This is a genomic window from Micromonospora sp. NPDC004704 (genome assembly GCF_053601675.1).
Genome location: NZ_JBSGCD010000011.1, coordinates 27,582 through 50,812, shown reverse-complemented (window position 1 = coordinate 50,812; position 23,231 = coordinate 27,582). Strand labels below are relative to the sequence as shown.

Genomic DNA, 23,231 nt, shown 5'->3' with positions numbered 1-23,231 from the left:
CCCCGCCATCGGTCTCCACTGGTCCGACCAGGCCAATTTCACACTTGACCGATCGGAATTGCCCGGATCCGGTCGGATCACCGACAGAACCACGTGGATCGATCGTTGACGGCGGGCGCCAGGCGTGGTCTGATCGCGGTCGCGAAGATATCTCGCATTCTGCGAGCCAGCAGGGAGGACAACACATGTCCATGTTCCGTCGTACCGCGCTCGTGGTCGCCCTCGTCGCGACCCTGAGCTCGGTCGATGCGCTGTCGGCCACCACCACGGCCCGATCCGGCGCGGCAGCCAGACCGGTCGCGGAGGTCGCGGCCCTACCGACCGCCGCGGTGGCGCTCGGCGACAGTTTCATCAGCGGCGAGGGCGCCGGGGCGTACACCCCGGTGGTCGACGTCAACGGCGTGGCCCAGGGCTTTCCGGGCTGGTCGGCGCCGAACAACAACGCGTTCTTCTGTCACCGGTCCGCCAACGCCTCGCTCAACCAGGCGAACCTGCCCGGCATCCAGAGCCGGTTCAACCTCGCCTGCTCCGGCGGCCAGCCGTACGACATCGCCACCGCCTCGGTCAACCGGGCGAAGGGCCGTACCGTCGCCTCGCAGCTCGACCAGCTCCGCGCGGTCGCGCAGACCCACGACATCGACCTGGTCCTGATCGGACTCGGCTCGAACAACAGCTCCTTCACCTTCGGCGACGTCGCGTCGAAGTGCGCCAACCGGTTCGTCGCCGACGCCTGGACCGGCTGGTGGGAGTTCTGGGCCTACCTCGGTGGCCCGGTCGAGCAGGCCCCGTGCAGCTCCGGTGACCTGGCCACCCCGGCACAGGTCAGCGCCGCCACCGCCGAGACGACCACCGCCGTACGGCAACTGCTCAGCACCCTCGACCAGATCGACCCCGACGGCCAGCACCGGGTCGTCTTCCAGGACTACACCAACCCGCTCCCGTTCGACCTGGAGTCCAGGTTCCACGAGGAGGACGGCCGCGACGACAGCCGGGACAAGTTCCGTGACCTCGGCGCGGAACGGTACGCGGCCGGCTGCCCGATCCACCGCGCCAGCCTCGCCGCCGGTCACCTCTTCTCCGGCAACCTCGGCTCGCTGGTCCAGTCGGTGCACAACACGATGCGGGCCGAGTTCCCCGGCGACGACCTGGTGTACCTCAACGTCCAGCGGGCCTTCGACGGCGCCCGGCTCTGCGAGGCGGCGAACAGCCCGGCCGGTACGCTCGCCACCCCGATCCGGCTCCAGGACGGGCCGACCGGCGTCTTCCTGCAGAGCCTCTCCGGGTACGACAAGATCGCCATTCAGCGGATCGCGAACAGCTGTGTGTCGTACTTCCAGACCTGCCAGGAGTCGTGGCACCCGAACGCCGCCGGACACGCGGTCCTCGGTCAGTGCCTGACCGGGGCAGCCGCCACGGTCAACCGCACGGTGGCCTGCGTACGGTCCGGCAACGGGGCGATCAGCGTCTCCTGATCGCTTCCCAACTCTGCGACGGCACCGGCCGCCGCCTCCCGCGACTGCACGGGGGACGGCGGCCGGTGGTGTTCAGGACGGTCCGGTCAGCTCCACGGGTTGGCGGGCTGGTCGTTGATGTGGGCCCAGAACCGGGTGTTGGCCGCCGGGGTGCCGTTGGCCCAGAAGCTCCACCCGCTGCGGAGCGTGAACCGACCGGCGCTGTAGACCCCGTCGTGGAACTCAGCCATCCGCCAGCCGGCACCGAAGCTCGTCGCGCAGACCGCGTTCGCCGCCGCCAGGCTGGTGAGCTGCGAACCGAGCACCGGGGCGGTGATCTGCACGCTGCCGCTGGACCAGCCGGCGTACTGGTTCGGCACGATGCCGGCCGGGACCGGGGCACCGGTCCCCAGCAGGCAGAGCAGCGGCAGGGACGCGGTGGCCGGGGTGTCGCCGAGGTAGGCGTTGGTCAGTTCGTCGGCGCCGACCCGTACCACGTTGTCGGCGCGCTGCTCCAGCACCCGCCAGGTCATGCCGGCGTGCGTCACCGGCACGGTTCCGGTGTACAGGAGCAGGTTGGGTGAGCCGGTCCCGACGTTCGACAGCACGTTGGGGGTGGCCCGGCCGAGGATCGCCGCGGTCACCGTGGCCGGGGTGGCGGTCGGGTTGGTGGCCAGGTAGAGCGCGGCGGCGCCGGCCACGTGCGGGCTCGCCATCGAGGTGCCGCTGATCGTGTTGGTGCCGGTGTCCGACGAGGGCCAGGCCGAGGTGATCGCGGTGCCGGGGGCGAACAGGTCGAGGCAGGGACCCCAGTTGGAGTACGTGGTGTCCCGGCTGTCGGCGCTGGTGCTGGCGCCGACCGTGATCGCGGTGGGGGTACGGGCCGGGGAGAGGGCGCAGGCGTTGCCGTTGTTGTTGCCGGCGGCGAGCACGTACGTGACCCCGGAGTTGATCGAGTTGGTGACCGCGTCGTCGATCGGCTGGTACGCCCCACCGCCGAGGCTCATGTTCGCCACCGAGGGACCCGAGTGGTTGGCGGTGACCCAGTTGATCCCGGCGATGACGCTGGCGAAGCTCCCGCCCCCGCCGCAGTCGAGGACCCGTACGGGGACCAGGCGTACCGCCTTGGCCACCCCGTACGTGGTGGAGCCGATGGTGCCGGCGACGTGGGTGCCGTGACCGTTGCAGTCGTTGGTGCCGTTGCCGTCGGCGATGGCGGTGTAACCGGGGAAGACCCGACCGCCGAACTGGGTGTGGGTGGGCCGGATCCCGGTGTCGATGACGTACGCGGTGACGCCGGCGCCGGTCTGGTCGTAGTTGTAGGTGTTGTCCAGCGGGAGATTGCGTTGGTCGATCCGGTCGATGCCCCAGGTGGCGGGAGTCTGCGCGACGTCGATGCCGACCCGCTGGTCCGGTGCCAGGTAGGCCACCGAGGGGTCGTCGCGCAGGGCGGCGATCTGAGTCGGGGTGAGCCGGGCGGAGAAGCCGTTCAGGGCGGCGTCGTACCGGTGCTCGATCGCGACGCCCAGGGCGGCGGCCCGGGAGACCGCGGACCCGGCCCGTGCGGCGTCGGCGGTGCCGGGTTTCCCGTTCAGCACCACGATGTAACTGCCGGGGATGGCGGTGCCGGTCGCGGCGAGCAGTGGCGCCGGTCCCGCGACCCGGCCGGGATCGGCGCCGGAGGCGACACCGGGGGCGGCCAGACCGCCGGCCACCAGCGCGACGCCCAGGACCACGGACGCGGCTGAACGCCACCGGCTACGGACGGGTCGAGCGTCGTGCGGGGCCGGTCCGTTGCCGGATCCGACGTGCTGACTGTCGTACATGGACAGTGCCTCCTCGGGGACGACCGATCGGCCCGAGAGCCCATCTGATCAGGGCTTTTCCGGATCGAACGGCAAGCGATGACCTTCAATGGCTGGCCACACTTTTTCATCGATCCGGTCGCGAGTCACCACATTGGACAGTGCTACTTGTCGATCTATCACCATCAATGTCAACTGACATTTGCGCTCAGACGGGCACACCGCCGAGGATCAGCCGGCCGTACCGGAAGTCCGGCCGCCCAGTGCCCGCGCCCGGTGCGCCGCGTCGGCGACGAGCCGCCGCAGCGACCCCGGCTCCACCCCCGGCCCGGCCACCACCGCCGGCAACAGTCCGTCGAGGTCCAGCTCCGGCAGACCCGGCGGTACGGGCGGCAGCGCGGCCACCGGCAGCGCGAACGCCTCCGTCGCGGCGACCCCGACCGGTCCCGCCCCGAACCCCGGCACCGGGCTCGATGGCTGCCGTCGCAGGTCCCCGAGCAGCTCGGCGGCGCCCCGACCGCGCAGGAGCAGCAGCACGAACGGATCCGCGTCGATCAGCCACGCCGACTGGTAACAGAGCGCCGCCGCGTGCCGGCACGGGAACTCCCAGTCCGGGCAGGAGCAGTGCGGTTGCAGGTCACCGATCCCGGGCAGCAGCCGTACGTCGACGTCGTGTGCCGCGTCGACCAGTTCCTGCGGGACGTCCCCGTCGAGCAGGGCGGCGAGGTGACCCGCCTTCGCCGTGATCGCCCCGAGCAGCCGCTCCCACTCCGGGCCGGTGAGCCGCTCCACCTCCACCACCGTCCGGTACGAGCCACCGGCGTCGTCGTACACGGTGGCGGCGAGCCGCCCCGGGCTCACCGTGATCGAACCGACGTGTCCCCCGTACGCGAACCGCCGCCCCTTGCGGAGCTGGATGCTGTCCAGCGCGGTCTCCTCCATCGCGGTCAGCCAGGCCCGTCCCCACCACGACCGGGCGAAGCGCGGGATCCGGCGCAACCCCTTCGGGAACGCCGGAAAGCCCAGCACCTCGCCGCCGCCACTGCCGCCGTCGGTCATGCCGTCTCCCGCAGGGTCACCAGTTCGGCCAGTTCGTCGTCGGTCAACTCGGTCAGCGCCGCCGCGCCACCGGCCAGGACCGCGTCGGCCAGCCCGCGCTTGTCGGCGATGGTCCGGGCGATCAGGTCCTCCACCGTGCCCTCGGCGATCAGCCGGTGCACCTGCACCGGCCGGGTCTGCCCGATCCGGTACGCCCGGTCGGTGGCCTGGTCCTCGACCGCCGGGTTCCACCAGCGGTCGTAGTGGATCACATGGTCGGCGCGGGTCAGGTTGAGCCCTGTCCCGGCGGCCTTCAGCGAGAGCAGGAACACCGGGACCTCGCCGGCCTGGAACCGCTCCACCAACTCCTCGCGCCGGTGGACCGGGGTGCCGCCGTGCAACAGCCGGGTGGTGATCCCGCGCCCGGTGAGGTGCCGTTCGAGCAGCCGGGCCATGGCCACGTACTGGGTGAAGACCAGGGCCGCTCCCCCACCGGCGAGGATCGTGTCGAGCAGCTCGTCGAGCAGTTCCAGCTTGCCGGACCTGCCGCGCAGCCGGGGCTCCTCCTCGGCCAGGTACTGCGCCGGATGGTTGCAGATCTGCTTCAACGCGGTCAGCAGCGCCAGCACCAGACCCCGACGGGCCATCCCGGTGCTGAGCCGGATCTGCTCCAGGGTCTCCCGGACCACCGCCTCGTAGAGCCCTGCCTGCTCCGGTGTCAGGGTCACCGGCCGGTCGGTCTCGGTCTTTGCCGGCAGCTCCGGGGCGATCCCCGGATCCGTCTTGCGCCGGCGCAGCAGGAACGGGCCGACCAGCCGGGCGAGCCGGTCGAGGTCGGCCGCCCCGTCCGGGCGCACCCATCGCTCCCGGAACGCGGGCAGCGGGCCGAGCAGCCCCGGCGTGGTCCAGTCGAGGATCGCCCACAGCTCGGTCAGGTTGTTCTCCACCGGTGTGCCGCTCAGCGCCACCCTGGCCCCGGTATTGATGGTCCGCAACGCCTTGGCGGTGTCCGACGTCGGGTTCTTGACGTGCTGCGCTTCGTCGGCGACGACCATCCCCCAGCGCTGACCGGCCAGCCGGGCGGCGTCCAGCCGCATGGTGCCGTACGTGGTGAGGGTGAACCCGTCGGCCGGGTCCAGATCCCGACCGGTCCCGTGGAACCGGCGTACGGGCACACCGGGGGCGAACCGGCGGATCTCGCGTTCCCAGTTGCCGAGCAGCGAGGCCGGGCAGACGACCAGGGTCGGCCCGGCGGTCTCCGGATCCCGGCTGCGGTGCAGGTGCAGGGCGATCAGCGTGATGGTCTTGCCGAGTCCCATGTCGTCGGCGAGGCAGGCGCCCAGGCCGAGCGAGGTCATCCGGATCAGCCAGCGCAGACCGCGAAGCTGGTAGTCGCGCAGGGTCGCGGCCAGTCCGGCGGGTGCGGGCAGCGGCTCGGAGCCGCCGTCGGCGTCGACGATGCGCCGCCGCAGGTCCTCCAGCCAGCCGGTCGAGCCGACCCGCACCGACCGCCCGTCGATCTCGACCGTGCCGGTCAGCGCGGCGCCGAGGGCGGCGACCGGGCTCAGCGCAGGCAGGACCCGTTGCCGGGCCCGGCGTACGGTCTCCGGGTCGACCAGGACCCACCGACCGCGCAGCCGGGCGATCGGCCGGTGCGCCTCGACGAGCTGGTCCATCTCCGCCGCGCTCAGCGGGGTCCCGCCGAGGGCCACCTGCCAGTTGAACTCCAGCAGCCGGCCGTCGCCGAACAGCCCGCCGCTGCCGGCCGGCAGGTCCCGGCCGCCGCCGAGCAGCGCGGTGGTGCTCAACTCGGCGACCAGTTCCCGGGGCCAGTGCACCGCCACCCCGGCCGCCGCCAACCGGGCGGCGCCGCCACCGAGCAGGTCGGTGACCTCGTCGTCGTCGAGTACGAGGGTGTCCGGCACCGCGTCGTCGAGCAGGCGCCCCAGCGGCGGGAACACCCGCCCGGCGCGGCGTACGGCCAGGCTGGTGTCGGTACGGGCACTGTCCGACCGGCCCGCCCACGATCCCGCCCCGCCCGTCGGCGCCCAGAGCGTACGGGCGTCGACCAGCGAGCCGGGGTCGCCCCGGTCGGCGACCTGGAGCACCGCCCGCAGCGGCTGGGTGCCGACGTCGTCCGGATCGGCCTCGATCCGCAGCGACAGCCGGATCCCGGTGTCCACCGCGGCGATCTCCCCGGCCCAGTCGCGCAGTTCCGCGGCGGGTTGTGGTGCGTCGGCGGCGTAGGGGCCGGTGGCGTCGGGGCGCCGGGGCAGGGTGTCGGCGACCGCGTCGAGGAACCGGCGTACCAGCGTCACGGCGTCGGGGAGCCGGGGCGGGTCGTGCTCGGGCAGCGGGATCGCCCGCGCGGTGGCCGGCATCGCGGCCCCGAGTGCGGCGACCCGCTCCAGGTCGGACTCGTCGAACGGGCCGATCCGCCAGGCGTCGAACCCGTCCGGGGAGATGCCCGGCAGCAGCCGCCCCCGGCCGACCAGGTGCAGGGCCTCGTCGGCGGCGGCACCCCAGAACACCGCCGCCGGGTGGGCCGTACCGTCGTCGCGGCGGGCCCGTACGAGCAGCGGCAGGGCGTCGCGTACGGGCAGCCGGCGGGCCTCGACCGTACGGGTGGTGACCGCCGTCGGGTCGGCCGGATCCGGGGTGAGGACGGTGAGCTTGCCCGGCTCGCCCACCGGCTCCGGTGCACCCTCGGCGGTCCAGAAGGCCACCGTCCCGGCGCGGGGCGGATCGGCCGGCTCGAACAGGACGGCGCACCGCGTCAGCTCGACCCGCGGCCCCTCCCCGGTGGGATCGCCCGCCGCGACCAGCCCGCCGGTCACGCGCCCAGCCTGCGGTAACGGCGTACGGCGAGGGGGAAGAAGACCACGATCAGCAGGGTAGGCCAGAGCACCGCCATCAGCAGGGCGTGCTGGGCGATCCAGGAGTCACCACCCCACCCGGGGTTGCCGAACAGCTCCCGGGTCGCGGCGACGGTCGAGGAGAGCGGGTTCCACTCGGCGATCGCACCGAGCCAGCCCGGCATGGTCTGCGGCGCGGCGAAGGTGTTGGACAGGAACCCCAGTGGCCACACCAGGATCTGTACGGCAACCAGCGCCTCCGGGCCCTTGGCCAGCAGGCCGAGCCAGATCCCGACCCAGAGCAGCGCGAAGCGCAGCAGCAGGAGCAGCCCGATCGCGGCTGCCGCCCGTACCGGGCCCTGGTGCCAGGACCAGCCGACGGCGAGCCCGCAGCCGATCATCAGGGCCAGGCCGACGACCGAGTTGAGCAGGTCGGCGGTGCCGCGACCGACCACCACCGCCGACGGTGCCATCGGCATCGACCGGAACCGGTCGGTGACGCCCCTGGCAGCGTCGGTGGCGACCGCGGCGAACGTCGTCTCCAGCCCGAAGACCATGGTCAGGGCGAACATCCCGGGTAGCAGGAACTCCCGGTAGTCGCCGCCGCCCGGCACGGTCATGCCGCCCCCGAGCAGGTAGCCGAACATCAGCACGGTCAGCACCGGGAAGAGCAGCGCGATGACGATCTGCCACGGCTGCCGGGCCCAGTGGGAGAGGTCCCGATGGGTGATCGTCCAGCCGTCGGCGACGGCCCAGCGCAGCCGGCCGAGCACCGACCGGGGCGGGGGTGGGGCGAGGGTCGTCACGCGGTCACCTTCTGGTTGTCGGAGGCGGCGGTGCCACTGTCATCGGCGGTGGCCGGCCGCCCGGTCAGGTGCAGGAAAACCTCGTCGAGGGTGGGGCGGCGCAGCGAGATGTCCTCGGCGTCGACCCCGGCGGCATCGAGTCCCCGGACGACGGCGGTGAGCGCGGGGACCCGGTCCGCGACGGGTGCGCTGATCCGCCGGGTGTCCGGGTCGACCTCGGGCTCGGCGCCGGTGATCCCGGCGATCACCGAGGCGGCCACGGGTAGTTGGGCGCCGTCGGTGACCACCACGTCGATCCGGTCCCCGCCGAGCCGCGACTTGAGCTGGTCGCTGCTGCCCTCGGCGATGCTCCGGCCGTGGTCGATCACCGAGATCCGGTCGGCGAGCTGGTCGGCCTCGTCCAGGTACTGGGTGGTGAGCAGGACCGTGGTGCCGCCCGCGACCAGGCCCCGGACGGCGTCCCAGACCTCGGCACGGCTGCGCGGGTCGAGGCCGGTGGTCGGTTCGTCGAGGAAGAGTACCGGTGGGGCGAGGATCAGGCTCGCGGCGAGGTCGAGCCGCCGGCGCATGCCGCCGGAGTAGCGGCCGACGGGTTTGTCGCCGGTGTCGGCGAGACCGAACCGGGCGAGCAGTTCGTCGGCCCGGCGCCGGGCGGTGGCCACGGGCAGGTGGTAGAGCCGGCCGAACATGACCAGGTTCTGCCGGCCGCCGAGGATCTCGTCCACCGCGGCGTGCTGGCCGACCAACCCGATCTGGGTGCGTACCGCGACCGGGTCGCGTACGACGTCGTAGCCGGCGACCAGGGCCCGGCCGGCGTCGGGTCGGAGCAGTGTGGTGAGGATGCGTACGGCGGTGGTCTTGCCGGAGCCGTTCGGCCCGAGCAGGCCGTGCACCGTGCCGGGTTGTACGGAGAGGTCGAATCCGTCGAGTGCGGGGCGCCCACCGTAGCGCTTGACCAGACCCTCGACCTGTACGGCTGCCGCTGCCACTACCATCCGGACCCCTTAAGATCGTACGGCGTACGGAGCAGACCGTACACCGTACGGTTGGCGAGTGCCAACCCGAATCGCGAGCGTCCCCGGGAGCGACCATGACCACCGAGTACACCGGCAGCGGAGACCCGGCCCGGAGCATGGCCCTGCTCTGGCGCGGACCGGAGAAGCCGGCGCCCCGCTCCGGGCTGACCGTCGACCGGATCGTCGACACGGCGATCGAGCTGGCCGACGCCGAGGGCCTCGCCGCCCTGTCCATGCGCAAGCTCGCCGAGCGGCTCGGCGTCGGGGTGATGTCGCTCTACACGTACGTGCCGAGCAAGGCCGAACTGGTCGACGTCATGCTCGACGCGGTGCTGGGGCGGATGGACCGGCCGGACGAGGGTGACCTGGACTGGCGGACCCGCCTCGAACACATCGCCAGGGAGAACCTGACCACCTACCAGCGACACCCGTGGATGCTCGAGGTCGCCGTCCAGCGCCCCCCGATGGGCCCGCACCTGATCGCCAAGTACGACTACGAGCTGCGGGCGCTGTCCGGTATCGGGCTGACCGAGGTGGAGATGGACTCGGTGCTCACCCTGCTGCTCGGGTACGTCGCCGGTGCGGCCCGGGGCACGGTGGAGGCGGCCCAGGTCGAACGCCGGACGGGGATGACCGACGAGCAGTGGTGGGCCGCCCAGGCCCCGCTGCTGGAGCAGGTCCTCGACCCGGACAGGTACCCGGTCGCGAGCGCGGTCGGCAGCGCCGCGGGCGAGGCGAACCAGGGCGCGTACGACCCGAACGGGGCCTTCGAGTTCGGCCTGGAGCGGGTGCTCGACGGGATCGAGGTCTTCGTCCGACGTACGGATCACTCCGCCGGCCGGAGCCAGCCGGCGGAGTGAGTCGCCAGCTACCGGCCGATGGTGTCGAGTTCCGCGACCGCGTCGGCCGACAGCTCCAGGTCGGCCGCGGCGATGTTCTCCCGCAGGTGGGCCAGGGACGAGGTGCCGGGGATGAGGACCATCGCGGGCGACCGTTGGAGCAGCCACGCGAGCGCGACCTGCTGCTCGGAGACTCCCAGCCGGGCGGCGACGTCGACGAGCGTGTCGTGCTGCAACGGGGTGAAGCCGCCGAGCGGGAAGAACGAGGCGAAGGCGATGCTCTCCGCGGCGCACCGGTCGAGCAGGTCGTCATCCTGGCGCCGGGCCAGGTTGTAGAGGTTCTGCACGGTGACCACCGGCGCGATCGCCTGCGCCTCGGTGAGCTGCCCCGGGGTGACGCCGCTGAGCCCGAGGTGACGGATCAAGCCTTCCTGGCGCAACTCGGCCAGGGCACCGAACTGCTCGGCGAGGGGTTCGTCGGAGGTGCCCTCCGCCGAGCCCACCCGCAGGTTGACCACGTCGAGGACGTCCAGGCCGAGGTGCTGGAGGTTCTCCCGTACCTGGGCCTTGAGGTCCTCGGGACCCAGCGATGGGATCCAGGAGCCGTCCGCGCCCCGGCGGGAACCGACCTTGGTGACGATCCGCAGGTCGGCCGGGTACGGGTGGAGGGCTTCCCGGATGATTTCGTTGACGACCACCGGACCGTAGAAGTCGGCGGTGTCGATGTGGGTGACCCCGAGTTCCACCGCCTCGCGCAGTACGGCGATCGCCTGGTCGCGGTCCTTCGGGGGACCGAAGACGTGGGGTCCGGCCAGTTGCATGGCCCCGTAACCCATCCGGCTGACGGTGAAGCCGTCGATGCCGGTGAAGACGCCTCCGGTGGCAGTGCGGGTCATGTCGCCTCTTTCGCGTCGAAAAGTACATTCAGGCTATCGACCCCAGTAGCGACCAGCTCGGTGTCCGCGCTACTGGGGTCGGCCCGTGTGCTCCTCGACTGTGCGCCCTCGTGGACGCGGGTGACTGAGTCCCGGTTTTCCTGGGAGTGGCAGGGCCACCCAACCCGTCTAGTCCTGCCGTCCCTGCCATTTCGCGAGGAAGATGCGACCGAGGTAGCCGGTGATGATCCAGGCGCCGATCGCCGGGAGCAGCCGGAACTCCATCGCCCCGACGATCATCGCGATGGTGACCCCCAGCGCCACCGCCCCGACCACCAGGGTGACCAGCCCGAGGGCACCGGCCTGGAGCCGGTTGGCGGTGACCCGCCCGCCGGCCGACACGGCACCGGTCGAAGACGCCGCCGTTCCCGGTCGGGGGATCTGCTCCGGGTCACGGGCGGGCAGGTCGACCCGCAGCTCCGCCGGCACCCGGTCGTCGATGTCCAGCGCCTCCGCGCCCCGGTACAGGGTGGGCTCGATCCGGACCGCGATCGCGTCGGTGCCGATGAGCTGACGTCCGCCGTCCGGCCAGGCCAGCAGCACCGCGCACTCGTCGAACCGTACGGTGTCCGGCTCGCCCTCCGTCGGCACCAGGCTGACCCCCGACTCCCCCACCACGAGCCGCGACGACACGTTGCCCAACCCCTGGTACGTCGTGCCGCGTACCGCCTCCTCGGAGCCGGTCGGCGCGGCGGTGAAGCCGGCCCAGTCGGCGGTACGCCCGTGCGGTGTCATCAGCAGCGCCGAGCCGAGCGCGATCCCGGTCACCTCGTGCACCTGGTCGACCGTCACCGCCTTCAGCTCCCGCACCAGCTCGTCACCGGAATGCAACGGGTGGCCGGTGAGCAGGTTGAACGCGGCTCCGGGCAGACGTGCGGCGTCGGCCTCACCGGTGGCGAGCGACTCGGTGGACTTGCCGACCACGGCGGTCACGTCGGCCTCGTCGATCCGCCCCACCCGCAGCTTCGCCAGGACGTCCACGAAGCCGCCGAGCACCGCGTCCTGCTTCTCCGGCAGGGCGTCGGCGATCGCGGTGATGACGGCGAACCCGTCGCCGCGCGGGTCGTAGTTCGCCGCCGCCGTGTAGGACAGCCCGCTGCGCTGGCGCAGGCTGCGGAACAGTTCCCGTTCGAGTACGCCGGTGAACACGGTGGCGGCGGCGGTCCTCGGCACCACCGCGTCCCACGCGGTCGCCCGCGACGAACCGTGGAAGAAGGCCGGGGTGACCGGCAGCGCCGAGGACGCCACCGGTACGGTCTGCCGCTGTCCCGACGGCAGGTCGAGCGTCAGGCCCGGCGGCACGTCGTCGCCGGCGATCCAGAGCACCGCGTTCTCCCGGGTGAAGTACCGGGCCACCCAGTCCCGCAGGTCGTCGGCGGACAGCCCGGACAGCCCCCACTCGGGGTAGCTGAGCAGGCCGTAGTCACGGGCGCCGTGCCGCCACAGCGACATCTGGTCGGTCGCCGAACCGTTCCGGCTGCTCCACTCCGTACGCAGGATGGTCTTCTCGGTTTCCAGCCGGTCGGTGGCGAGGTCCCGCAGGGACCGGCAGACCCCGACCAGGAAGGCGGTGATGTCGGCGGCCGACCCCTGCATGTGGAAGTACGTGATGACGCTGCCGGTGGCCCCGTTGTAGTGGTAGTCCGCGGTGCCGACCGGGAAGAGCACCAGGTGTTCCAGCAGGTGGGTGATGCCCCGACGGGCGAGCGTCTCGTCGGCCTGCCCGACCCGGAACATCAGCCCCGCGTGCATCGGACCGGTGGTTCCGGCGAGCAGGGTCGGTACGCCGTCGACCTCGATCTGGCGGATCATCGCGCGCCACCCTTCTTGATCGCCCGGTCACGGAACTGCGTGAACAGATCCACCGGGTTGCCGAGGTAGGCCCACGGTGTTTCGCTGGCCAGCGGTCCGAGCCCGGCGAAGAGCCGGGCGGCCGACACGTAGTCGTCCATCATCGTGAGCATGAAGGCGAAGGTGTTCTCCACCGCGACCCAGCCGACCGTCCTTCGGTACGCCGGATGCAGGATCGACCGGGCGGCCGCCTCCTGCACCTGTTCGCGTACCTCGGGCTTGCGGAAGTAGCGGGCCCGTTCGTCGCCCTTCAGCTCCAGCAGCGCGTGTTCGATGTGCGCCTCCAGGACGAGGACCGCGTTCGGTGCCCCTTCCGGCGCGGCGAGCATCTCCGTACGGGCGAAGCCGTGCATCTCCTCCAGCGTGCCGCTCCACTTCGGAGCGAGCTGCTGGAGGAGTTGGGACTGTGCGGGCAGGTGGTGCGGGTCGTGCTCGGCGAGCCGGTCGTACCGGCGGCGGGCTTCCGACTTGCCCAGTTCCAGCCCTCGGGCGGTGATCAGGCGCTGGGTCCAGATCGCCGCGTCGCTCGGGTCGTACGCGGCGGCGTCGATGAGCACCTGTTCGGCTTCGCGGAGGATCTCGTGGAAGCAGATGAACTGGAGCCGGCTGACGTTCTGTGCACGTGCCCCGGTGCGTACCTTCCATGCCTGCTCGATCAGCCGCGAGCCCAGCAGACCGGCGGCGAGGGTGTCGGCCGGGTCGGCGCCGAGCCGCTCCCGGGACAGTTGGTCGGCCGTCTCGGACTCTCCCGCGAAACGGATCAGCCGGGTACGTCCCGCCGTTTCCTGGTCGGCGAGGATCGCGGTCACGCCGTCCCAGTCCCGGCTTTGCAGGGCGGTACGGAGGCGGGGCAGTTCGGGGTAGGCGGCGGCCGGATCCGCGGTGACGGCCAGGGGTGGGGCGGCGGGCATGGCGAAGATCATAAGCAGTGTCGCCCCGATCCGGTGGCCCCGGGCGTGACGCCCGGAGCGCGTCCCGGATCCGCGGTTCAGAGGGTCACGGGTAGGGCCGCGAGGCGCCAGGTGCCCGGATCGGGCAGCCGGCCGGATCCGGTAGGTGTGTCGGCGAGCGCGAGGTCGGGAAAGCGGTCCAGCAGCCGGGTGAGCGCGACCTCGGTCTGGGTCCGGGCCAGCGCCGCCCCGAGACAGAAGTGCGGGCCGTGGGCGTAGCCGAGGTGGGCCGACGGTGCACGGGCCGTGGCGGCACGATGCCACGGCCCGCGCAACACGTCGTACGGGCTGCGCCCAGCCGTCGGGCCTCCGGTCAGGCTCGTGTGCGGAACGGGGCAAGGGTCGCACGGATCTGGTCACCCGCGCCCCAGTCGTCGTCGAACTGGGCCAGCACGGCGAGGTGTTGTCGAAGCTGGACAATCGGCATGCGGGCCCGCCAGTCGGCATCAAGCGAGGTCAGGTCTGCATAGACGTCGAAGAACCGGTGCGCCTCGGGCGGGGGCGAGGTGGACCACACATGGGCGAGGTCGACCTCGGCCCACATGTAGGACACCGCCGGGTCGATCAGCGCGGGCTGCCCGTCCGCGGTGGCCAGGATGTTCTGTGCCCACAGGTCACCGTGCGTCAGACAGGCCGGCCGATCCGGCAGCAGGTCGGGCAGCCGGTGACACAGCCGCTCCAGCGCCGCTCGGTCCCCGCGGTTGAGTGCCGCCTCGACGCGCGGCTGCCCGAGCCATCGAAGCAGCCGGTGCTGCGCGAAGAAGGCAAAGCCGTCGTCATTCCAGGTATTGGTCTGACGGCGGCGGCCCAGCCAGTTGTCGCGGTGCCATCCGAAGCGAGGGTGGGTCGTGCTCGTGTGCAGGCGGGCGAGCAGGTGCGCGAACTGCTCCCAGAAGATCTCGCTGCGCGGCCTCGGCCGCAGCACCGACAACACCAGCAGTTCCCGGTTCGCCAGGATCACTTCGGGTGTCGCCACGCCGCCGAGCTCACGCAGGGCGGCCAGCCCTTCGGCCTCCGCGACGAAGACATCGTCGGCGGGCGCGTCGGTGAGGGCCTTGACGAACACCGGCGGCGCGTCCCGGCGGGTGGCTATGCCCGCGAGCGCCGCGAGCCCGCCCGTCGCCGGCTCCACCGTGACGACCTCGCGCATCCCGGCCCGGAGCAGGCACTCACGCAGGAACGACGTCGAGCGTGTCACGACGGACTCCTCCCGTCCGGGGTCTTGCTCGCCAGATCCGTCTTCTTCGTGGGCGGCAGCCACCGCCGCATCCGCTGGGACCCGACGGTGGCTGCACACTCCCACGAACAAAACCCCCACGAGCAGGACCCGCGTCACCACAGGTCCGGACGGATCTCCTGTTGGAGCCTAGGACAGGTGGGTGGGCTCCACCGGCGGCAGCGGGTCGGAGTAGACGACCGTGAGCGAGGTGTTCGCGGGGGTGAACCGCTTCCACTGGGTCTGGTTGGTCTCGCTCGCGGCGCGCAGCCCGACGGTGGCGGTGGTACTGGACGCGGACGCGCCCTCCTGGATCAGGTTACGCAGGGCGGCGCCGCCGAACGCCACGTTCCGCGGCGACTGCCCACACCCGCTGTACGCGGATGCGCTGACCTGGCCGAGCTGCGCCACCCAGGGCCCCTGGGTGCTCCAGGTCGTCGACGGGCTGATCGGGGAGGTCTGCCAGAGCTGCACCGGGGTGGGCTGGCACGACCAGGAGTGGTTGAGGAGGATCTGGAAGGTGGCGTTCTCGATGACCTTCCCCTGCAACGTCGCCGTGTCGAACTGGAACAGCGAGCGCCACACCCCGGTCGAGCCGGCGTCGGAGAGGTAACCGACCCGAGCCACACTGTCCAACCAGTACGGCTGGTTCGGGTACTGGCTGCTCACCGAGGTCCAACTCGCCGAACCCGACCAGTTCTGGCTGAGTGCCGCGGCGTCGCCGGTGGGCAGCGAGAACACCGCTCGCCGGGTCCCGTCCGGGTTGGCGTAGACCCGCTGGGTGGCCGTACGCCATCCGACGATCTCCACCGACGCGCCGGTGGCCCGGGCGCGTGCCGCCTCGTCGGCGCCGGCCGGGGATGCCGCGGATCCGGCCGAGGCCGGTGCCGCCACCAGACCGAGCAACAGACCGGCCAGCACAGTGGACGTACCGAGCATCCGGCTCAGACTGAACTTTCGCCCCCGCATGGACATCGCCTCCAGGACATGTCTGCATCGGCGTCCACCGGTCGCGGGCGCCCGAGCGTGGAGCCTAGGGACGGGGTCGGCGGACCGGAAGGGTGGATCGACACGTTGACGCCAGAATGTCAGGCCGCTTGACGGACGAAACATCACAATCGATGATCTAGGCATCGGCGGTCGGTGACCAACAAACCACCGACAGGCAGACATGATGACCTACGGGGAGGTTGCCATGCCGGACGACCGCGGCCCGATCAGCGACCGCGAGCGCCGGATCGTCCACCTGATCATCGCCGACTACAGCGACGAACAGATCGCCGCGGACCTCTTCGTCGCCGTACGGACCATGCAGCGCCAGTTGCGCCGCCTGATGGATCGGGTGGGGGCGCCGAACCGCTGTGCGCTCGGTGCGATCGCGGCCCACCGGGGCTGGCTCACACCCGAGGCGCTCGGCGAACCCGACTCCCCGCACCGGCCGGAACACGCGCCGACGGCAACGACTCTGGCCGCCTGACGTACGCCGGGGCTCACCGTCCCGCCGGGCCCGCATCCTGGCGACAGCGGACCAGAGAGAACCGGCCGGGGACGAGTCCGACCTGATGTGAGCAACCTTCGGCAAATGGCCGGGTTGCACCGTTTGCCATGTATAGGCTCTGCGTCACGAACCGTCACCGACCGTCACGAGTACGACCGAGGCGGGGAGGTACTCAGCTACCGCGACGCGGAGGCAGTCGATGATTCTCGGACGTACGTTGCGCGCCGTTGCGGCCCTCTTCACCGCCGCCACCCTGACCGCCGTCGCCGCGCCGACCGGGACAGCCTCGTCCACCGAGGTGCCACCGGCGGTCACCGGCATCGCACCCGCGCGAGTGGACGTGCCGCCCGCCCTCGCGGACGCGCCGCCCCTGATCACCGACGTGCCGCCGGTGGCCACGGATGTGGCGCCCGAGGTCACGGACGTGCCGCCGCAGGTCGCGGACGTACCACCGGCCTTCAGGGTCGTACCGCCCTCGGTCACCAGCATTCCGCCGACGGTCAACAGCACCGACATCCGGTTCTCCCACCCGGCGCAGACGCTGCACTACGGCACCGCCGAACAGGTGGGACTCGACCCCCGGTGGATCGACCAGATCGCCGTCGACATCAACAGCTACCTGCAACCGTCCCCGACGTACCCGGAATATGCCGGCGCGGTCGCGCTGGCCGCGCACCAGGGCGTGATCGTGGCCCACGACGTCGCGGGGTACGCCCTGCGTTACGCCGACGACACCCCGACCGAGCTGCCACGGGACCAGTGGATCGCGATGCAGGCGAACACCATCTTCGACGTGGCCTCGATGACCAAGCTGTTCACCGCGATCGCGGCGGTGCAGCTCGTCCAGGCGGGCCGGATCGGCCTGAACACCCCGGTCGCGCAGTACATCCCGGCGTTCGCGGCGAACGGCAAGGCCACCATCACGATTCTCAACCTGCTCACCCACACGTCCGGGCTGCCCGCCGACCCGGACCCGTCGCTGTGCGCGTACGCGAACAACGACGAACGCTGGGCGGCCGTCTACGCGGTGAAGCCGATCGCGCCGCCGAACACGATCTTCCTCTACAGCGACATGAACATGATGACCCTGGGACAGGTGATCGCGACGGTCACCGGACAGACCCTCGACCGGGTGATCGCGGAACAGATCACCGTGCCGCTCGGCATGACCGAGACGATGTTCAACCCGCCCGCGTCGCTCAAGCCCCGGATCGCCGCCGAGGAATACCAGCGGTCGATCGGTCGGGGCCTCGTCCGGGGCAGCGTGCACGACGAGAACGCGTACTGCCTCGGCGGGGTGTCCGGTCACGCCGGGGTCTTCTCCACCGCGTACGACCTGGCGGTGCTGGCCCAGACCCTGCTCAACGGCGGGGACTACGAGGGCACCCGGATCCTCTCCCAGGAGTCGGTACGCGAGTTGTTCACCAACTACAACCAGATGTTCCCGGGCCACGCGCACGGCCTCGGCTTCGAGCTGGAGCAGCGCCGTTACATGGGTGCGCTCAGCTCACCGGTGACGGCCGGACACACCGGATTCACCGGCACCTCGATCGTCATCGACCCGCTGGCGCACTCGTTCGCCATCCTGCTGACCAACCGGGTGCACCCGAGCCGCATCTGGGGCAGCAACAACCAGGCGCGGGCCGCCGTCGGCACCGACCTCGCGCTCGCCCTGCCCGTACGCCTCGTGCGGGGCGAAACCGACTGGTTCGCCGGGACCGCCAGCAACACGAATGCCACGCTGACGATCCCGCTCGTCGTACCCGACGGCGGCGCCGGCCTTTCCTTCGACCTCTGGTACGACACCGCCGACACCGACCTCGGTGCGGTGGAGGCGTCCTCCGACGGCGGCGCGACCTGGCGCCGGGTTCCGCTCTCACTGCGGCCGGACGGCCACCCCTGGCAGACAGACGGGGCGTTCTCGGGCTTCGAGGGCCGGCAGTGGTTGCAGGCGTCGGCACGGTTGCCCGGCGGGGTCACCGAGCTGCGCTGGCGCTACACCACCGGCCCTGCCCCGCACGGTCGCGGCGTCTACGTCGACGGCGTACGGGTGGACGGTCCGGAGGGTCCCCTGTTCGACGACAGCCGACCGGAGGACGGGGCACTGTTCCAGCCGGACGGATGGACGAGAAGCCGGACCTGATCCGTACCGGCAGCGGTCAGCCGGGCGTACCTCCTCAGGAGATGAAGTCCTGGGCGGTGAAGATGCCCTTCCTCGCCAGGACAACGGGCTTGTGGAGCCTGCTCACGGTAAGGAACGGGATGAAACCCGGGTCGTAGAAGTCGCCGTGCGGATCGAGGTTCTTGACGGCCTGGGATCCCGGCGCCGAGTTGCGCTGGAGCGCGTACCACTGGTCGATGACAAAGGCGTCCGGACCCCAGGTCGAATGGTCACCCAACGCACTGCCCTGCGCCCGGTCCACCACGACCAGTGCGTGAGACGCCTCCCCCGGGGTGGCCATGAAACACACCTCGATAGTGCTGGTCGGGTTGAACAAATCCCTGAACATCGACCCCAGGTGTGCCACCACCAGGCAACAGATGTCCACGCACGTCCCCAGGCACACCCCCTTCTTCGCCGCGAGAAGGCGTTCCTGACCGACCCGCAGGTACGCCCGCCCCATGGCGGCGTAGATCTCCGGGTCGGTCTTGCCCCGGAGTTCGGGGTCCAGCCCGAGCTTGATCTGGGCGCTGAGGGGCTTCAGTTGCGCCCCCGGGCCCACGAGGCTCGGCGCCCAGGCGGTGTACCCACTCTGCGTCACCAGGTCGTTCTGGTTCAGCGTGTTCCAGGGGTTGGCCACCACCACATTCGCCAGCACGGAGGAGTTGATCGCCTTCTGTACGCCCGTCATGATCTGCGCCTTCGTCTTTACTACGGTGTGAACTGCCTCGGTCACGGCGAACTCCTCAGTCAGCGCGGTTCGGGGTTACCGCGCTCAACCTTCCAATGCGAACGCGGCTCAGGTATGTATACCGTCACCACCCGTGGCGACACCCTCACGAGTCGCATGCGAGACAGCCGGGCAATTCCACAGCGCGGCCGGCTTGACCTTGACACAGTGACAAGGTCTTGACTGGGGTCAGGGAGGTGGTCCCGATGACCATGCCAAAACAGGACACGGATGCGATTCGAGCCCTCCGGGGGCTGGAGCACAGCAGCTCGTCGGTACGGCTGCGGGCAGCGCTGGCGGTCGGTACGACCCCTGACCCGCAACTCATCGACAAGCTCATCGAGCGGTGCGCGATCGAGCCCGAGTTCTACGTACGCGAAATGCTCACCTGGGCACTCACCCGCCAATCAGCGGCACTGACGGTCCCGAAGCTGATCGACGAACTCCGCTCGGAGCGTACGCAGGCACGAAGCCAGGCGTTGCACACGCTCTCCAAGATCGGGGATCGGCAGGCGTGGCCGGCGATGACCCGGGCGCTGCTGACCGACGCCGACGACGAGGTGGCCCGGAGCGCCTGGCGGGCAGCGGTCATACTCGTGCCCGCAGGTGAGGAACCCCAGTTGGCCGGAGTGCTGGCGACACAACTCGGGCGGGGCAAGCGTGAGACGCAGTTGAGCCTGAGCCGGGCGCTGATCGCGCTCGGCGAGATGGTCGTGCCAACGCTGCGCGCCGCGATGACGGATCCCGACCCTCGGGTACGTCAGCACGCGATCGCCACGGAACGGCTGTCGCGCGACCCGGATGCCGGATTCGAGTACGCGATCGATGAGGCGAAGCGCGTCATGGCCCTGGGTGGGACCGGTCAGGAGGGGTGACAGGCAGTGTTGATCGGTGATGTGGCGCGACGGTCCGGGGTCAGCGCCCGCATGCTCAGGCATTACGACACGCTGGGCCTGGTACGCCCAACGGGTCGTACCCACGCCGGCTATCGGGAGTACTCCAGCGAGGACATCCGCCGGATCTTCCATATCGAGAGCCTGCGGTCACTGGGGTTGTCGCTGCGTGAGGTCGGGCGCGCACTCGACGAGCCCGGCTTCACGCCCTCGGTCCTGGTTGACGACCTCATCGGGCAGACCCGGAAGCGCATTGCGGCTGAGACGGAGCTGCTCACCCGACTCCAACGGATCGGTGCCGCGGAACCCGCCGGCTGGGAGGAGGTCCTCCAGATCGTCGCGCTGCTCCACGCGTTGGGGTCGGAGAGCGCCGGGAAACGCCAGCAGGCGGCCCTGTCCTCCGTGGTTCCGGTGCCGGTGGAGGCACTGGTCGAGGCGGTGCTCAACGAGACGGACCCGAACGTCGCCGGAGCCCTCCGATGGGCATTGGCGCAGTCGGGCGATGCCGGCTTGGCACCGCTGGCGCAGGGCCTCGGCGCACCAGCAGCCGACGTACGCAAACGCGCCGTCCAGTCCATTGCCGAGATCCCGAGCGGTGACGCGACCGTACTGCTGCGGGAAGCCCTCGCGAACTCGGACCTCGTGGTCCGCAGGTACGCGGCCCTGGCGCTCGGGGCACGCGGGGTGGCCGACGCGGTCCCCACGCTCGTCGACATGATCGTCGCGGAGACGAACGACGTCGACGCGGCCGACGCGCTGGGCGCGCTGGCAAGTGATCCCGCGTTGGCGGACCAGATCGCCACCAGGCTCGTTGACCGCCTCGCCCCCGACACCGTGGAACCGCCCGCACGTTTGCGGCTGACCCAGGCGCTCGCGGACATCCCGGGGACCACGGCAACACGTGCGCTCGCGGATCTGTCGAATGACGACGACCGTGCCGTCGCCCTCACCGCCACGTACATCCTTAAGCTGCGCGACGCGCGCTAACGAACCTCCCCGGACGGCCACCCAGATCATCGGGACGACGCCGCTGACGCTGTGGCGGTCCACTGCCCCTGGAGCGGCAGCAAACCGTCACAGCCGGCGTGGGGGCGTCGGACGAAGTCAGTCAGTGGTGCTTGGCGAGGGTCACGAAGGCGCGCCACACGTCCGGGACGAAGGTCAGCGCCGGACCGGTCGGGTCCATGCTGTCCCGCACACCGACAACACCGGGAAGGTTCTTCGCCACCTCGACACACGTCGAGCCCCCGTTGTCGCTACGGGTCGACTTCCGCCAGATAGCACCGGTCAGATCCATAACGCTGCCGCCCTTCTGATCGGTACATGCAGATCACTCTGCGGGAGACTCGTCCACGAGTGCCGGTTCAAGACCGCTTCGCGAGGAGCACGAAGGCCTGCCACGCGTCCGGGGCGAAACTCAGGGTGCCGCCGTCCCGATCCTTGGTGTCGCGTACCAACACCCGGCCGGGCAGGTTGTCCGCGACCTCCACACACGCGCCACCGTTCGTCCCCGACCTGGTCGACTTCCGCCAGACGGCACCGGTCACGTCCATCATGCAACCGCCTTCCTGATCAGTCCGAATGATCACCCTGCGGCAGACGCGTCCACGCTCGGCCAGCTCAGGGCCGCTTGGCGAGGGTCACGAAGGCGCGCCACGCGTCCGGGACGAAGGTCAGCGCCGGACCGGTCGGGTCCTTGCTGTCCCGCACACCGACAACACCGGGAAGGTTCTTCGCCACCTCGACACACGTCGAGCCGCCGTTGGGGCTACGGGTCGACTTCCGCCAGATGGCACCGGTCAGGTCCATGACGCTGCCGCCCTCCTGATCGGCTCGGGTGATCGCTCTACGGGAGACACGTCCACCGTGCCGATTCAAGACCGCTTGGCGAGGATGACGAAGGCGCGCCACGCGTCCGGGCCGAAACTCAGGGTGCCGCCGTCGCGGTCCTTGGTGTCGCGCACGAACACCCGGCCGGGCAGGTTGTCAGCAACCTCCACACAGTCGCCGCCGTTCGTGCCCGACCTGGTCGACTTCCGCCACTGAGCGCCGATCATGTCCATGTCTGGGCCACTTCCCTCACGATGTCCAGCGTCTGCCTGGCGGGGAGAGCTTCGCTGGTCAGCTTGTCCCACCGCACACTCAGCCTAGCAACGTCCACCTGCCGCTCCACGATGTCGGCGTCGAGTTGGTTGTCGATGTAACCCGCCCGAGCCCCGTTCGGCAGGTCGGCGATGACGAACCCGCCCTGCAGGCCCGAGTACAGACCGTGGTCGAGCGGGATGACGCTGAGGTGGATGTTGGGGTGCCCGATCTGGGCGAGCAGGTGTTTTGTCTGCTCGGCCATCACGTCGGGGCTCCCACACCTGCGGCGGAGCACCATCTCGTCGATGACCAGGAAGATCTCCGGTGGGTCCTCCCGCTCCAGAATCGCCTGCCGCGACATCCGCTCGGCGACCTTCTCTTCGAGTCGGGCGCCCGACAGGCCACCTACCTGGAACAGCGCTCGCGCGTACGCCTCGGTCTGCAGCAGGCCGGGAACGAACGCGGGCTGATATCCACGCAGCGCAAGGGCCTCGCGCTCGTACTCAAGCCACTCGCGGAGCCAGATGGGCGAGCCGTAGTCCCGGACCAGTTCCTCCCAGAGGTTGATGAAGAAGCCGCCGGTCTCCAACGCCTCGTCCGCCAGCTTGAGGAACTGTTCGGTGGGCGTTGCCTTCCCCTGCTCGATGTTGCTGATCTGCGAGTCGGAGCAGAAGGTCCGCTGGCCCAGTGCGACCTGAGTCATGTTCGCGGCGACACGCCGACGCCTGAGTTCACGGATCAGATATTCCGAGGGCGAGATTCCCACGCGTTCCACACCTCTCCAGGATTTCAAGTCTGGTCCCATCACAACAATGATCAATGGCGATCGCCTGACGATGCGGGCGGATCGGTTCCGAGAGTATGCGTATCCACAGCAGAGTGTCACTAGCGGAACTGCTCGGAGCTGTCGGCAAAAGCCCGGGTGGGACTGCGGGGCCGCCTCGCGCCTTCCCCCAACCCGTATGTGCGGCGGGGCGGCCCCTTCCATTCCGGAGAGGAGACAGATATGCAGAACCACGACGGTGATCAGCCGGCTGTGCCCGTACCGCCGCCGCGTGAAATGGCCCCGGACCTTCCGCCGGCCCCCGGCACCCGGCGACGT

At 70.7% G+C, this 23,231-nt stretch carries 23 protein-coding genes; 6 read left to right on the top strand and 17 right to left on the bottom strand.

From position 1 onward, the window contains the following. Positions 1-185 precede the first annotated feature (185 nt). Positions 186-1,472, top strand: coding sequence for a hypothetical protein (locus ACWEFB_RS17375; RefSeq protein ID WP_452286528.1), 1,287 nt, complete (start codon positions 186-188; stop codon positions 1,470-1,472). A gap of 86 nt (positions 1,473-1,558) precedes the next feature. Here the strand turns inward: ACWEFB_RS17375 and ACWEFB_RS17370 are convergent, their stop codons facing one another. The 5 genes from ACWEFB_RS17370 to ACWEFB_RS17350 form a co-directional block, all read right to left on the bottom strand. Next, the gene (locus ACWEFB_RS17370; RefSeq protein WP_452286526.1) at positions 1,559-3,277 is read right to left on the bottom strand and encodes a S8 family peptidase; all 1,719 of its coding nucleotides are present in this window, start codon (positions 3,275-3,277) and stop codon (positions 1,559-1,561) included. A 210-nt stretch (positions 3,278-3,487) separates the two neighbouring features. Further along, on the bottom strand, positions 3,488-4,315 hold the full coding sequence (locus tag ACWEFB_RS17365) for an SWIM zinc finger family protein (RefSeq protein ID WP_452286524.1): 828 nt from the start codon (positions 4,313-4,315) through the stop codon (positions 3,488-3,490). Next, positions 4,312-7,131 carry a DEAD/DEAH box helicase gene (locus ACWEFB_RS17360; RefSeq protein ID WP_452286522.1) on the bottom strand — a complete coding sequence of 940 codons (2,820 nt, stop codon included), beginning with the start codon at positions 7,129-7,131 and terminating at the stop codon, positions 4,312-4,314. The genes ACWEFB_RS17365 and ACWEFB_RS17360 overlap by 4 nt, the downstream gene beginning before the upstream one ends. Next, positions 7,128-7,955 (bottom strand): ABC transporter permease, encoded by an 828-nt coding sequence (locus ACWEFB_RS17355; RefSeq protein ID WP_452286520.1) that lies wholly within the window; start codon positions 7,953-7,955, stop codon positions 7,128-7,130. The genes ACWEFB_RS17360 and ACWEFB_RS17355 overlap by 4 nt, the downstream gene beginning before the upstream one ends. Beyond that, on the bottom strand, positions 7,952-8,950 hold the full coding sequence (locus ACWEFB_RS17350) for an ATP-binding cassette domain-containing protein (RefSeq protein WP_452286518.1): 999 nt from the start codon (positions 8,948-8,950) through the stop codon (positions 7,952-7,954). Before ACWEFB_RS17350 ends, ACWEFB_RS17355 begins: the two co-directional genes overlap by 4 nt. A 95-nt stretch (positions 8,951-9,045) precedes the next feature. Here ACWEFB_RS17350 and ACWEFB_RS17345 point away from each other — a divergent pair, with 95 nt between their 5' ends. After that, on the top strand, positions 9,046-9,831 hold the full coding sequence (locus tag ACWEFB_RS17345) for a TetR/AcrR family transcriptional regulator (RefSeq protein ID WP_452286516.1): 786 nt from the start codon (positions 9,046-9,048) through the stop codon (positions 9,829-9,831). Positions 9,832-9,839: 8 nt separating this feature from the next. Here ACWEFB_RS17345 and ACWEFB_RS17340 read toward each other — a convergent pair whose 3' ends face one another. From ACWEFB_RS17340 to ACWEFB_RS17315, 6 genes are all read right to left on the bottom strand, one after another. Further along, complete coding sequence (locus ACWEFB_RS17340) at positions 9,840-10,706, bottom strand: oxidoreductase (RefSeq protein WP_452286514.1); 867 nt, start codon at positions 10,704-10,706, stop codon at positions 9,840-9,842. A 168-nt stretch (positions 10,707-10,874) separates the two neighbouring features. Next, positions 10,875-12,557, bottom strand: a complete 1,683-nt coding sequence (locus tag ACWEFB_RS17335) for a M16 family metallopeptidase (protein WP_452286512.1) — start codon at positions 12,555-12,557, stop codon at positions 10,875-10,877. Continuing rightward, a complete protein-coding gene (locus ACWEFB_RS17330) occupies positions 12,554-13,507 on the bottom strand; it encodes a hypothetical protein (protein ID WP_452286510.1) in 954 nt (317 codons plus the stop codon). The genes ACWEFB_RS17335 and ACWEFB_RS17330 overlap by 4 nt, the downstream gene beginning before the upstream one ends. A gap of 77 nt (positions 13,508-13,584) precedes the next feature. Then, complete coding sequence (locus ACWEFB_RS17325) at positions 13,585-13,824, bottom strand: cytochrome P450 (RefSeq protein WP_452286508.1); 240 nt, start codon at positions 13,822-13,824, stop codon at positions 13,585-13,587. Positions 13,825-13,859: 35 nt separating this feature from the next. Further along, the gene (locus ACWEFB_RS17320; RefSeq protein ID WP_452286506.1) at positions 13,860-14,744 is read right to left on the bottom strand and encodes a fructosamine kinase family protein; all 885 of its coding nucleotides are present in this window, start codon (positions 14,742-14,744) and stop codon (positions 13,860-13,862) included. A gap of 168 nt (positions 14,745-14,912) precedes the next feature. Next, positions 14,913-15,731: a hypothetical protein gene (locus ACWEFB_RS17315; RefSeq protein WP_452286504.1), complete on the bottom strand. Its 819-nt coding sequence runs from the start codon at positions 15,729-15,731 to the stop codon at positions 14,913-14,915. Between the two features lie 226 nt (positions 15,732-15,957). Here ACWEFB_RS17315 and ACWEFB_RS17310 point away from each other — a divergent pair, with 226 nt between their 5' ends. Both ACWEFB_RS17310 and ACWEFB_RS17305 read left to right on the top strand, forming a co-directional pair. After that, positions 15,958-16,239 (top strand): helix-turn-helix transcriptional regulator, encoded by a 282-nt coding sequence (locus tag ACWEFB_RS17310; protein WP_326559026.1) that lies wholly within the window; start codon positions 15,958-15,960, stop codon positions 16,237-16,239. 220 nt (positions 16,240-16,459) lie between these two features. Next, positions 16,460-18,403, top strand: a complete 1,944-nt coding sequence (locus ACWEFB_RS17305; protein WP_452286502.1) for a serine hydrolase — start codon at positions 16,460-16,462, stop codon at positions 18,401-18,403. A gap of 34 nt (positions 18,404-18,437) precedes the next feature. Here the strand turns inward: ACWEFB_RS17305 and ACWEFB_RS17300 are convergent, their stop codons facing one another. After that, positions 18,438-19,157, bottom strand: coding sequence for a hypothetical protein (locus tag ACWEFB_RS17300; protein ID WP_452286500.1), 720 nt, complete (start codon positions 19,155-19,157; stop codon positions 18,438-18,440). Between the two features lie 200 nt (positions 19,158-19,357). Here ACWEFB_RS17300 and ACWEFB_RS17295 point away from each other — a divergent pair, with 200 nt between their 5' ends. Continuing rightward, positions 19,358-20,026, top strand: coding sequence for a HEAT repeat domain-containing protein (locus ACWEFB_RS17295; protein ID WP_452286498.1), 669 nt, complete (start codon positions 19,358-19,360; stop codon positions 20,024-20,026). A 6-nt stretch (positions 20,027-20,032) separates the two neighbouring features. Beyond that, positions 20,033-21,031 carry a MerR family transcriptional regulator gene (locus tag ACWEFB_RS17290; protein WP_452286496.1) on the top strand — a complete coding sequence of 333 codons (999 nt, stop codon included), beginning with the start codon at positions 20,033-20,035 and terminating at the stop codon, positions 21,029-21,031. A 121-nt stretch (positions 21,032-21,152) separates the two neighbouring features. On the opposite strand, the gene ACWEFB_RS17285 is transcribed toward ACWEFB_RS17290, so the two are convergent. The 5 genes from ACWEFB_RS17285 to ACWEFB_RS17265 all read right to left on the bottom strand — a co-directional run bounded on the left by ACWEFB_RS17285 (position 21,153) and on the right by ACWEFB_RS17265 (position 22,934). Then, complete coding sequence (locus ACWEFB_RS17285; protein ID WP_452286494.1) at positions 21,153-21,341, bottom strand: DUF397 domain-containing protein; 189 nt, start codon at positions 21,339-21,341, stop codon at positions 21,153-21,155. 67 nt (positions 21,342-21,408) lie between these two features. Further along, a complete protein-coding gene (locus tag ACWEFB_RS17280; RefSeq protein WP_452286818.1) occupies positions 21,409-21,591 on the bottom strand; it encodes a DUF397 domain-containing protein in 183 nt (60 codons plus the stop codon). 73 nt (positions 21,592-21,664) lie between these two features. Then, the gene (locus ACWEFB_RS17275) at positions 21,665-21,853 is read right to left on the bottom strand and encodes a DUF397 domain-containing protein (RefSeq protein WP_452286492.1); all 189 of its coding nucleotides are present in this window, start codon (positions 21,851-21,853) and stop codon (positions 21,665-21,667) included. Between the two features lie 65 nt (positions 21,854-21,918). Further along, positions 21,919-22,107, bottom strand: a complete 189-nt coding sequence (locus tag ACWEFB_RS17270) for a DUF397 domain-containing protein (RefSeq protein ID WP_452286490.1) — start codon at positions 22,105-22,107, stop codon at positions 21,919-21,921. Continuing rightward, on the bottom strand, positions 22,098-22,934 hold the full coding sequence (locus ACWEFB_RS17265) for a helix-turn-helix domain-containing protein (protein WP_452286488.1): 837 nt from the start codon (positions 22,932-22,934) through the stop codon (positions 22,098-22,100). Before ACWEFB_RS17265 ends, ACWEFB_RS17270 begins: the two co-directional genes overlap by 10 nt. Positions 22,935-23,231: the final 297 nt, after the last annotated feature.